The organism is Shewanella sp. A32 (assembly GCF_029167175.1).
Classification (GTDB): Bacteria; Pseudomonadota; Gammaproteobacteria; order Enterobacterales; family Shewanellaceae; genus Shewanella; species Shewanella yunxiaonensis.
Map to the genome: position 1 here is coordinate 119,202 of NZ_JARFTS010000009.1, position 12,057 is coordinate 131,258.

The following is a 12,057-nucleotide window of genomic DNA, read 5'->3' on the forward strand; positions in this document are numbered from 1 at the left end:
CACGTTATTGTCTGCACCGACAATCTTGCCCTATTTTCATTAACCCCGCAATGCGTCATGAATTGTTTGCGCCATTTCTGGACTAATCCCTGGCACTTTAGCCAGTTCACTGACGCTCGCCCCCTTGACTTCTTGCAAGCCACCGAGGTACTGCAGCAAGGCTTTGCGACGCTTTGGCCCGACACCGGGTATAGATTCTAACGATGAGGTATTCCGTGTTTTTTGGCGGCGATTTCGATGTCCGGTGATGGCAAATCGATGTGACTCATCGCGAATATGCTGGATAAGATGTAGCGCTTCAGAGTCATCAGGCAGGCTAAAGCTTTCTTCTGAATCGCCAAAGATTAAAGTCTCCAGACCTGGCTTACGGCTCTCGCCTTTGGCAACACCGATCAGCAGTGGTGGGTTATCGTGGCCATTAAATTTTTGATTCACCACTTCTTGAGCCATGCGAAGCTGCCCCAATCCACCATCGATAAACACAATATCCGGGATTCTGGAATCATCAGTGATTTTATCAAAACGTCTTTCTAAGGCCTGCTTCATAGCGGCATAATCGTCACCGGGCGTAATACCTTTGATATTGTAATGCCGATACTCAGATTTTTGCGGACCTTCACGATTAAACACCACACAGGAAGCAACAGTACTTTCCCCCATGGTATGACTGATGTCGAAACACTCCATTCGGGCGATAGACTTTGACAATTCCAACGTTTCTTCCAACAACAGAAAACGTTGTTCCACGGTATTACGATGGGACAACTTGGTATTCACTGCATTAGTAGCATTGGTTTTGGCCAGTCGCAGGTATCCTGCCCTATCACCGCGAACACTGGTTTTAACAACCACTTTTTTCCCCAGCGCCTCAAACAATACGCTCGTTAATTCTTCCAGTTCTTCATAATGTTCACTGATAAGGATCTCTTGTGGCAATGCCCGGTGTACTTCGGTATTGAGATAAAATTGCAGCATAAATGCGCGCAAGACTTCTGCCAATTCAGTTTCTGCAGGTACCGTTGGATAGTAACTACGGCTCCCAAAGATTTTACCCTCACGAATAAACAGCAAATGAAAACAAGCAATCCCAGAACCGTAATGCACACCAATGACATCCAGATTGCCGTGAGAGGATGAAACTTGCTGTTGTTCGGCCACCCGGCGCAGCGCCATGATCTGATCGCGAAATTGCGCCGCCGCTTCGTACCGCTGCTCGGTTGCGGCTTGTTCCATTTTTGCCACCAAACTGGCAATCACCTGTTGATCTTTGCCTTTCAAAAACAAAGTGGCTAATTTCACCTGTTCTTGATATTCGTCATCGGAGACCTTTCCGACACAAGGCGCACTACAGCGCTTTAACTGATATTGCAGGCAAGGACGAGAACGCGCTTTGTAATACAAGTCATCACATTGGCGGATTGGAAACAGCTTCTGCATTAGATGCAGACTCTCCCTAACGGCACCACCATTGGGATATGGCCCGAAGTACTGGCCCTTTTCTCGTTGAGGACCACGGTGGTAGGCTAAACGTGGGTGTTGATGTTGGCTGAGAAAAATAAACGGATAGGACTTATCATCCCGTAATAACACGTTATATCGAGGTTGATAACGCTTGATATAATCGTTTTCGAGGATCAGTGCTTCTGTTTCGCTATGGGTAAGTGTCACATCAATATTAGCGATATGCGACACCAGTGCCTGCGTTTTTATATTGGGTAAATTTTTGCGGAAGTATGAGGATACCCGTTTTTTTAGATCTTTCGCCTTGCCGACGTATATCACTGTACCACTGACATCATACATACGGTACACACCGGGAGAAGATGTCAGGTTCTTGAGAAACATTGTGGCATTAAACGACTGCGGCATAACTCAGCTCAATGGTGATAACGTGATGAACTTATTATCACGATGGTCCAAGGTGCTGACACGATTGGACCAATATGGACGATAAACAGAAAGGCAGCGTTAAAACTGACCTGCATCAAGCATTTTATAACGTATTGCCAGTTTGGTCAGCTCGACATCACCGCTAATCCCCAATTTGGCAAATAAGCGATAGCGGTAAGAATTTACCGTTTTAGGGCTAAGACTCAACTGTTCGGAAATGTCGTTCACCTTCTCGCCATTCGTGATCATCAGCATGATCTGCAGCTCACGTTCTGATAATGACTTAAAGGGATTATCGTCTGTCTGATTAAATTGACTGAGCGCCATTTGCTGCGCGATTTCCGGCGAAAGATAACGCTGGCCAATTGCCACCTGACGAATGGCCTGCAGCATCTCAGGAGGACGCGCACTCTTCGTCAAATAACCAGAGGCTCCGGCTTGCATGACTTTTGTCGGGAACGGATCCTCACTATGAATGGTGAGCACGATAATTTTGGCCTCAGGTTGATACCTCAGGATTTTTTTGGTTGCTTCCAGGCCCCCAATACCAGGCATATTCATATCCATCAGAATGACATCAGCTTCGTTCTGCCGACACCATTGAACGGCGCTCTCACCATCATTGGCTTCGCCGATCACCCGGATCCCTTTTTCATCCTCCAAAATTCTGCGGATCCCGGTTCTGACCAACTCGTGGTCATCCACCAAATACACTGAAATCAACGTTAACCCACCTTATTATTTTTGGCTGCGGGGAAGGCCCAACCAGGCACTGTCCGGATTAATTTAGCTGATATTAGAGATTAAAGAAAGTTAAAGTTAACCTCATGATATATAACGAAAGTTAACAACATGTAATCAACGAATGCTGCTGTTTAAAACACGCCCAATGTTGATGATATAGAAACCAAAAATGATAAACCCGGTAATTGAGCACGAATTTAAAAAGAAAAAGCCCGCTGAATTCAGCGGGCTTTCGGAATATGGCGGAGGAGCAGGGATTTGAACCCTGGGTGGGCGCGAACCCACGCCGGTTTTCAAGACCGGTGCATTCAACCACTCTGCCACCCCTCCGAACGGCGCAAATATTATAAGCTCCATTTAGCCTTGTAAACCTTTATTTTTAAATATTATGTTTTCCCGCTCAAAAGCTGTTCAGCTTGCACCTGATTGACTATTTTTCAGCTTTTTATCAAACCGGTTGCAGGGATTTACGCTGCGGCCTTAAGTCACAATGTGATAAAATTACGCCATTAACAATCCGTCCGGCATCATGAAGTCCGACAATAATGAATCCAAGTTTAATTAGTGCCAATCATTTAGCACCAGTATTTGCTAATCCAATGCTGCCTGAAACCAGTGGTTCCAGTGACTTACTCTTTCAGCAACAACGATTGATTGATGCGTTTTCTCTGTTGTTAGGGAAACATCATCACGCTATGTATTTAGCCGATTTTCCCGGCATACATCGTCGTGGTTTGTTCACGGCACTCACAGCAATGTCAACGCTGCCCAGCAACTATTTACATGGTCGCATTCTGCGCTCCCAGTTGTTTGGTCATGGCAAACAAGCAGGTGAATTGGCGAAACATCACTTGTTGTTCATCTGTATAGAGTCGTTATTGAAACGAGATAGTCTCTGGGAAATGCTGCTGGATGCATTAGAACAAGGGGGCTATTCCCGTCAAGGTAGTTGGTGCGAATTAAAAGCGAAAATCGTTTTAATCGGGCCGGCCGCTTATTATGGGGATTTACTCAGCAGCGAACGTTATTTTTCAGACAATGTTACGTTATATGGCGAGATGGCCTTCGAATGGGATCGTCAACAAGGTGATCAACAAAACTATTTGCAATGGTTAATACAAGTTGCGGCATTGGTGTCACTGTCATTAACGCAAGATAGTTTGTTTCCGCTACTGACATATGCCAGTAAACAAACAGAACATCAGCAACGACTCACACTGGCCTCTAACGATATCTGTCAATTGCTACTTGAAGCGGCACACTATGCAAATTCAACCGAAATAGACGGTGTGAGCATCAATAGAGCCTTGCAACAGCGGAAGCAACGCCACAACAGCCAAGAGATGGTGTCGATACAAAATGTGGACGATAAATTCATCTACCTGCCAACTGATGGCGAGATGATTGGCCAGATTAATGGTTTGACGGTTATTGACTCTGGTGATTATTGCTATGGGGAACCTGCCAGGATCACAGCTTCCGTGCACTACGGCGATGGTGAAGTGGCGGATATTGAACGCAAATCAGAACTAGGCGGCAATATCCACGCTAAAGGGATGATGATCCTTTCAGGATGCCTCTATCGTGTATTCGGTCGTGATGAGCCATTACATCTAAATGCAAATATTGTCTTTGAACAGTCATATCAGGAAATTGATGGCGACAGCGCGTCATTGGCTGAATATTGCAGTCTAATATCCGCGATTGCTGAGCAGCCGATTGCACAAGGATTAGCCGTCACAGGGGCCCTCGACCAATTTGGCAATGTTCAGGCTATTGGTGGTGTAAACGAAAAAATTGAAGGCTTCTTTAACCTCTGTAATCGCCACGGACTGACCGGTAAGCAAGGTGTTATTATGCCCCGCTCTAACGTGCAGCAATTGAATCTCCCTCAGGAAATCATTGATGCTGTGGCTGCCGGCAAGTTTCATCTCTATGAAATTAGTCATGTTGACCAGGCGGTGACCTTGTTGATGGGAAAAGTTGCTGGGAAACCGGATAAAGATGGCGATTTCCCCCCTGATTCACTTTATGGAATGGTGCAATTAAGGCTTGATGGATTAGCCGGGAATACCGATGATCAACCAGGCATTATCATGCGTTTACTGGGTAAGTTGGTATTTATGCGGAATTAAGTGCTGATCGGAGTTGTTTAGCTTACACCTGTTCGCTAATCTTGCAGCACTTGTATGAGATGTGGTTTTAACAATGACAAAATCGAACAGTTTCAGTAAAGAAGAACTCGTATCCTGTGGTTACGGTGAAATCTTTGGCAAAGATGCCCCTCGCCTCCCTATCAACAATATGTTGATGGTTGATCGCGTTGTGACAATCAATGAGGATGGCGGCCGTTATGGCAAAGGCGAGATTATCGCTGAATTGGATATCAATCCTGACCTGTGGTTCTTTGGCTGTCACTTTGTTGATGACCCGGTAATGCCTGGTTGCCTTGGTTTGGATGCTATGTGGCAGTTGGTTGGTTTTTTCCTCGCGTGGCAAGGGGCTAAAGGTAAAGGTCGCGCGCTAGGTGTAGGCGAAGTTAAATTTACCGGCCAGATCCTGCCAAATGCGAAAAAAGTGACCTACCATCTGCACCTGAAACGCACGATCAACCGTAAACTGGTCATGGGGATTGCTGACGCAACGCTGTCAGTAGATGGCCGCGAAATTTATGCGGCAACAGAACTGAAAGTCGGTGTTTTCACTGACACTTCAAGCTTCTGATCCTTAAACAATGGTTAGCCCATAAAAATGCCCTCATCTGAGGGCAAGTGGGTCATTTGTTGAATAGACCGTTCAATCGGCCATCGATTCCCTCGCGCCAGCCTCCAAGCCACTGCGAACGGGAATCAAGATTTGAATACGGACAAAGTTCCTTGGAGCGACCCCCAACACCAGCTTGGAATCCTTTGGAAAAGGCACGATCTAAACGATCCCGTTTTTGTCTCTTCATGCAAGTATCCTCTGTTCTATTCGACATAAAAAGCCTATGGCTTCCTGTACATGAATAGAACTTTTCCGGCTGCAGATCAATCAAAAAAACAGCAACCATTGTCGTATATTTAATAACCAATTGAGATTAGGTAAAAAAAAATCGGCACAAAAGTGCCGATTTCTTCATTTTTTATTGATTAGCGCGTACGTTGACGCCGTAACCATACCAAAGGCAATAACAATAACCAGCCCAAACCTGCCGCACCTTTTCTGCTATAAGCGGTACTGGACGAGTTTGTTGAGCTGTCAATAGCACAAGCAGTACCTGAGGATGTTGGCTTAAGCACTACCATACGCGGCAGATAACTGGTCACTGGCTGACCATTACCATCCAATGAGAAGGTAGGATTACCATTGTCATCTAGTACCAAATCACCGTTGCTATCAGTTTCATACACCGGCTTTCTGACAAAAGCGGTGGCGGCAATGACCCCCTCATCATTAATCTTGTTAGCCTCAACGATACGGATATCAGCATCATAGGTCAGTGTGTTTCCAGATGCATCAGTAACAGTAAATTGGTGTTTTGCCCAGTTGCCATCACTGTCTTGTTCATAACCTTTCGATTCACAAGTTAACAGGTTATTTAAATCATCGAATTCCTGGGTGTTGACATCATAGAGGAACGCGTCTTTAGGTCGAGGCAACTGTTTTTCTTCAGAAGTTTCAATATAACCCACTACCTGTCCAAGGTTATTGATATCTTTAGCCTTACTTGAAAGATCTGAAGTATAGGTATAGAAATCGTTTGGCGTTACTGGCTTGGTATCCGGAGTATTAGTGTCATAAACGAAGAATTTTGTCCGTTGGTAACCGTCTATATATTTGGTGTAGCTACCAACCACGATACCGGAATTATTGATATCGTATGCGACTGAACTTAATACGCTACTGGACTCCACTGGGATCCAGTTGTATTCGTATTCACCATCACTATTTTTGGTCCAATAAGCGGCATCGTAATATAGGTCATCAGTATTGCCATTACGATAGACATGGGAACGTCCAACAACTACCCCATTATCATTCAAACCGATCCCTTGCGCCAAAAAGGTATAAGTTTTAGTACCGGGATCCAACCCCAACGGTAACTCGGTGCGAGTAACACTGCCATCAGTGTTGTATTGCCATACCAATGCGCGAGTTTTATAGGTCAAATAGCCATCAAACTGATTACTCTGTATACAAATATCGACGGGTGATGAATCACTGTCATTACTGATACAACTAGAAACGATACTCGCGCCATAGGTACTTAAGTCAACGCTGCCATAACCTGCAATCAGGTTATTCTGGTTGATCGCAGAGGCAGATGACACACCACCTACATTAGCAGTTACATCGCTGGAATTGGTGTATTCAGTAAAGGGTGGCGGTAACTCCACTTCGGTTGCGTCTGCACTTGCCTTCACAAAACCGCGATTTTCATAGTTGCGATAATACCAATAATCGTAACTAGTGCTGCTACCGGCATAATCAATTTTTATTTCGGGAGCACTCATGGAACCGACACGTACACCAGCATCATTGATATCAAAGAAGTAGGAATCTACGCTGTTTGGGTTATCGGTTGTGACATCGGAAGGTGCGATACTTCCGTTAACACTTTCAAAAGTAGGCAGCCAAGGACTTGTAGCATCATTTTCTAAAGCATGAAAAGTGAAGCTGTTACCAATAATTTCGGTTAAAGTCGAATAAGTGATACTGGTATCGGCGTTAATTGCGTCCTGTACGTCTGTGATTGTAGTGGCGCCATCTGCATCGGTAGTCGTGAGGTTCGTACGGCCGCGAGACACACCGACAAGCTCATTACTAGCATTAACACTCTGGCCGTAACCATTCGCAGTATCAGTGAGGGTGCCTTTTAAATCTGCATCTTCAATGTTGACCACTTCATAAACTGACGCAGCCTGAGCAACTTGCAACACACTGACAACACTCAACGCAACCAACGACAGCGCACTATTCAACTTCATTCAATTTATTCCCGTTTTGTTATTGTGGCTTACTTCAGTGATTCAAGTTCTTCCCATCGACTGAAGCAAGCATCCAACTGCTGTTCTTTGTCAGCTAACAGCTGCAACTGATCGGCAACTACCGCCTGATCCTGAGCATAAAAATCCGGCAGGTTAATCTGCTCCTGTAATACAGCGATCTCCTGCTCCAATTGCTCCATCAACTCCGGTAATGCATCCAGCTCTCGCTGGAGTTTATAGGATAATTTTTTCCCAGTTTGCGGCTTTACCTCCACGGGTTTAGCCACCTGCGTGCTCTGTTGGACAGGCTTATCGGCAACAGGTTCCGTAGACTCCCGATAGAATCTCGCGCCTTGGGCAACTGCATCCTGATAACCGCCGACATACTCGCTCCATCGACCATTACCGGCATACCACCAGGAACTGGTTACCGTATTATCGATAAACGCCCTGTCATGGCTTACCAGCAGCAACGTACCTTGATATTCAGTGAGCAGAGACTCTAACAATTCAAGTGTCTCAATATCAAGATCATTTGTCGGTTCATCGAGGATTATCAAATTCGCGGGTTTCAACAATAGACGAGCTAACAGTAGGCGGTTTTTCTCACCGCCGCTCAGCGCTTTGACTGGTGTTCTGGCTCGAGCAGGAGAGAATAAGAAATCCTGCAAATAGCTGAGAATATGTCGATCTTTGCCATTAATGGTGATGGTGCTTTTGCCATCACCCACATTTTCTTCTACGGTTTTTTCTTCATCCAAGGCTTCTCGATACTGATCAAAATATGCAATCTCAAGCTTTGTCCCAGTGCGAATAGAGCCGCTTTGAGGTTGCAGTTGACCAATCAACAATTTGATCAGTGTGGATTTGCCACAGCCATTAGGGCCAATCAATGCAATACGGTCTCCCCGGATCACACGAGTGCTGAAATCCCGCACTAAATCCTTGTCGGCCCACCGATAGTTTAATTCATTTACTTCAAACACCAGTTTGCCACTGCGCTCTGCATCACTGACATTCATCGTGGCGTTGCCCTGACGTTCAATGCGCGCAAGACGTTCCATCCGTAACGCTTTTAACGCACGAACACGCCCTTCATTGCGGGTACGGCGAGCCTTAACCCCCTGACGGATCCAGGTTTCTTCGTCAGCAAGTTTCTTATCAAACTGTGCGTTTTTTTCTTCTTCAACACGTAACCATTCCTGCTTACCGTCGAGGTACTGCTGGTAGTTACCTGGCCAAGAGGTCGCAACGCCACGATCCAAATCGACAATTCGGGTCGCTATACGTTGAATAAAACCACGGTCATGACTGATAAAAGCTATTGCACCTTTAAAGCTCAACAAAAATTGTTCAAGCCATTCAATGGTATCGATATCCAGATGGTTAGTGGGCTCATCAAGCAACAACAGATCTGGCTCATTTACCAACGCTCTGGCTAAGGCCACTTTTCGTTGCCAGCCACCGGACAATTCTGACAAAAGCGTCTTATCATCTAGGCCCAACAGTTTGCAGGTTTGCAGAATACGGCTGTCCAGCGTCCAACCATCATGAATATCTAGTTGTTCTTGCAGCCGAGCCATCCTAGCAAGCCCCTGCTCCTGCTCAGAACCGTTCATCGTGGCGATTGCTACCGACAATTCATGATACTGATCAAGAAGTTCACCTATCTCAGCCAGACCCGCAGCGATATATCGATAAACGGTCCCCGTTTCCGCTTTCGGTGGGTCTTGCTGCAAACGACTAACTTTTACATCTGTCGCGATATTAAATTCGCCATCATCCAGCAATACATCGCCGCTGATTATCTTCAGCAGACTGGATTTACCCGCACCATTACGGCCGACAATACATACCCGCTCGCCGGCTTCTATGGTGAAATCAGCATGTTCCAACAACGGAATATAACCATAGGCTAACGAGCCATTATTAATACGAACCAGACTCAAAACTTGCTCCTGTCTTAATGCTTAGCCTGTTCAGGCCAGGCAAAACCTACTGATACTGATTCATCCTGTTTCGTTAGCAGCCAGGTATTGTGAATATGCGGATTACGACGGAAATCCTGTGGCAACATCCGCTCATCCATATTCTCCACAGTCAATCCTGTCGCTTGCAGTGCTTCGAGATCCATTTTGAATTTACGTTTGTTGTTGGAAAATACTATTTCGCCACCGGGATTCAGCAACTTCGCCAAAGATAGCAACAGCTGCACATGATCCCGTTGCACATCGAATGAATCCTCCATCCGTTTGGAATTGGAGAAGGTAGGCGGATCGATAAAAATCAGGTCGAACTTCTGCCGACAATCGCGGATCCACTGCAGACAATCACCTTGCTCAAACCGATACTGACGCCCGGTCAGACCGTTAAGCATAAAGTTGTCTTTGGCCCAGTTCAGATAGGTATTCGACATATCAACGGTTGTGACTGACTTGGCACCGCCTAAACCTGCATGCACCGACGCGGTTCCGGTATAGGCAAACAAGTTCAACACATCGCGTCCTTGAGATTTGCTACCCACCAACTTACGAATGAGTCGATGGTCTAAAAACAGCCCCGTATCGAGATAATCTGTCAGATTTAATTTGAATCGGGCACCGTATTCATTGGCCACCAACTCCAATCTTTCACCGTCCAATTTCTGATACTGATTACTGCCCTTCTGGCGTTCGCGAGTTTTTAGAATAATGTTATCAGCGGGGATATTCGCAGCGCCCGGCAATGACAACAGAATGTCAGTCAGACGACGTTTACTTACCGCTTCCGGGATAGTGGCTGGCGCGGCATATTCCTGAATGACCAGATAGTCCTGATATTTATCAATGGCGACATTATATTCTGGAATATCCGCGTCATAAACGCGGTAACAATCAATATTTTCTTTCTGGGCCCACTTATCCAACTGCTTCAGGTTTTTCTTGACCCGGTTGGCAAAAGAAGCCGCAATTTCGCTGAGCGCTTCGCCTGAGTGTTGCGCCATTACCGCAGCACGTTGTGGAGTTTTCACATGCAGCGTATACAAATTAAAGGCACACTCCAATGCACCGTTGTACATCTTCAGCTGTTTATCAGCTTTGAGCTTTAATGCTGATAATAGCTCGGCTTCACTGCATAACAGAGCCACTTGCCAGCCACCGAAATCCTTCTTCAGATGTTCGCCGAACTGAAAGTAAAGTTGCAGTAACGAGGTAACGTTACCCAATCGCTCACCATATGGTGGGTTGGACACTAATATTCCCGCCGTCGCCGGAGGCATAATGTCCAGCGCGTTGGCAACGTTAAATTGAATTAATTCGGCAACACCAGCATTCTCGGCATTGCGTTTCGCCAAAGCTACCATACGGGAATCAATGTCAGAACCAAAAAAGCGAGCTTCACAACGGCGAACACCAACAGTCGCTCTGGCCTTCGCTTCTTCCGATATCGATTGCCACAAGCCATGATCATGTTGTAACCAGGCTTCAAAGCCGAAACGTTGACGCAGCAAACCTGGCGCCATGTCTGCTGCCATCATGGCGGCTTCAATCAGGATGGTACCGCTACCACAGAACGGATCGACCACGGGGCTCTGTTTGTCCCACTGCGTGCGCAGCAACATATTTGCGGCAAGATTTTCCTTCAGGGGCGCTTCGCCAGTACCATGGCGATAACCACGTTGATGCAATGCTGGCCCGGAAACATTCAGCGCTATGGTGACCTGATTATTTCGATAATGCGCATCAATACGAATATCCGCTTGATTTCGCTCTACATCCGGCCGGTTTAAACCGGCATTGCGAAAACGGTCGACCACAGCATCTTTCACCTTTAAGGCACCGAACTGGGTATTATTAATAAACCCGCCCATGCCGTGAAAGTCGATGCTAAAGGTGCTGCGGTTACTGAAATGTGCTGGCCAGTCAATAGCATAGGCAGCTGTATATAATTGTTCAGCCGATTCGCAACTGGCTTGATGTAACAGGATAAGTACCCGGCTCGCCAGACGGCTCCACAATACAATGCGGTACACTTGTTCAAGTGAGGCGGTAAAGTAGACTCCGGCCTGAGACTCTTTAACATCCGTCGCACCCAGCGCCAGCATCTCCTGAGCCAGGGTGTATTCAAACCCTTTAGGCACAGCGGCAAAACAATTCAACATGCAATCAACCAAGCAATTTCAACAAAACCGCTATTATACCCTGTCACCGGCATAAAAGATAAGTTGTTAGGGCAGATGAAAGTAGACGACATACTAAAAATGCCCAGACGTGCAAATAAAGCACAATTGCACAAAAGGCGTACTTTAATCGTATTAAAATTATACGCTTGTGACTTTTTTCAAAAGCTCTCCTTGCAATGCGGATCGCAGACGGCTATAGTGCGCCCCACTTAGACAGTCGCGGGATGGAGCAGTCTGGTAGCTCGTCGGGCTCATAACCCGAAGGTCGTTGGTTCAAATCCAGCTCCCGCA

General features: G+C 46.1%; 8 protein-coding genes and 2 tRNA genes. 3 read left to right on the plus strand and 7 right to left on the minus strand.

Going from position 1 to position 12,057, the window contains the following annotated elements; genetic code table 11:
* Positions 1-39 precede the first annotated feature (39 nt).
* The 3 genes from uvrC to PY479_RS09195 form a co-directional block, all read right to left on the minus strand.
* A complete protein-coding gene (gene uvrC / locus PY479_RS09185) occupies positions 40-1,869 on the minus strand; it encodes an excinuclease ABC subunit UvrC (protein WP_275483570.1) in 1,830 nt (609 codons plus the stop codon).
* Positions 1,870-1,968: 99 nt separating this feature from the next.
* On the minus strand, positions 1,969-2,613 hold the full coding sequence (gene uvrY / locus PY479_RS09190) for a UvrY/SirA/GacA family response regulator transcription factor (protein ID WP_275483571.1): 645 nt from the start codon (positions 2,611-2,613) through the stop codon (positions 1,969-1,971).
* A gap of 261 nt (positions 2,614-2,874) precedes the next feature.
* A tRNA-Ser gene (locus PY479_RS09195) sits at positions 2,875-2,964 on the minus strand.
* A 215-nt stretch (positions 2,965-3,179) separates the two neighbouring features.
* On the opposite strand from PY479_RS09195, the gene PY479_RS09200 reads away from it, so the two are divergent.
* Together PY479_RS09200 and fabA are read left to right on the plus strand one after the other, a co-directional pair.
* Positions 3,180-4,769: a Lon-insertion domain-containing protein gene (locus PY479_RS09200; protein ID WP_212596364.1), complete on the plus strand. Its 1,590-nt coding sequence runs from the start codon at positions 3,180-3,182 to the stop codon at positions 4,767-4,769.
* Positions 4,770-4,842: 73 nt separating this feature from the next.
* A complete protein-coding gene (fabA, locus tag PY479_RS09205; protein WP_212596363.1) occupies positions 4,843-5,358 on the plus strand; it encodes a bifunctional 3-hydroxydecanoyl-ACP dehydratase/trans-2-decenoyl-ACP isomerase in 516 nt (171 codons plus the stop codon).
* Between the two features lie 52 nt (positions 5,359-5,410).
* On the opposite strand, the gene rmf is transcribed toward fabA, so the two are convergent.
* From rmf to rlmKL, 4 genes are all read right to left on the minus strand, one after another.
* Positions 5,411-5,587: a ribosome modulation factor gene (rmf, locus tag PY479_RS09210; RefSeq protein ID WP_212596362.1), complete on the minus strand. Its 177-nt coding sequence runs from the start codon at positions 5,585-5,587 to the stop codon at positions 5,411-5,413.
* A gap of 178 nt (positions 5,588-5,765) precedes the next feature.
* Positions 5,766-7,604 carry a DUF3466 family protein gene (locus PY479_RS09215; RefSeq protein WP_212596361.1) on the minus strand — a complete coding sequence of 613 codons (1,839 nt, stop codon included), beginning with the start codon at positions 7,602-7,604 and terminating at the stop codon, positions 5,766-5,768.
* A gap of 29 nt (positions 7,605-7,633) precedes the next feature.
* Positions 7,634-9,553, minus strand: a complete 1,920-nt coding sequence (locus PY479_RS09220) for an ABC transporter ATP-binding protein (protein WP_275483572.1) — start codon at positions 9,551-9,553, stop codon at positions 7,634-7,636.
* A gap of 14 nt (positions 9,554-9,567) precedes the next feature.
* The gene (gene rlmKL, locus PY479_RS09225; RefSeq protein WP_275483573.1) at positions 9,568-11,745 is read right to left on the minus strand and encodes a bifunctional 23S rRNA (guanine(2069)-N(7))-methyltransferase RlmK/23S rRNA (guanine(2445)-N(2))-methyltransferase RlmL; all 2,178 of its coding nucleotides are present in this window, start codon (positions 11,743-11,745) and stop codon (positions 9,568-9,570) included.
* A 239-nt stretch (positions 11,746-11,984) separates the two neighbouring features.
* Between rlmKL and PY479_RS09230 the strand changes: the two genes are divergently transcribed.
* Positions 11,985-12,057, plus strand: a tRNA-Met gene (locus PY479_RS09230).

Excerpts from the sequence above, each read along its gene's own strand:
- uvrC (WP_275483570.1), bottom strand. The coding sequence starts at position 1,869 with ATGCCGCAGTCGTTTAATGCCACAATGTTTCTCAAGAACCTGACATCT.
- PY479_RS09200 (WP_212596364.1), top strand. The coding sequence starts at position 3,180 with ATGAATCCAAGTTTAATTAGTGCCAATCATTTAGCACCAGTATTTGCT.
- fabA (WP_212596363.1), top strand. The coding sequence starts at position 4,843 with ATGACAAAATCGAACAGTTTCAGTAAAGAAGAACTCGTATCCTGTGGT.
- rmf (WP_212596362.1), bottom strand. The coding sequence starts at position 5,587 with ATGAAGAGACAAAAACGGGATCGTTTAGATCGTGCCTTTTCCAAAGGA.
- PY479_RS09215 (WP_212596361.1), bottom strand. The coding sequence starts at position 7,604 with ATGAAGTTGAATAGTGCGCTGTCGTTGGTTGCGTTGAGTGTTGTCAGT.
- rlmKL (WP_275483573.1), bottom strand. The coding sequence starts at position 11,745 with ATGTTGAATTGTTTTGCCGCTGTGCCTAAAGGGTTTGAATACACCCTG.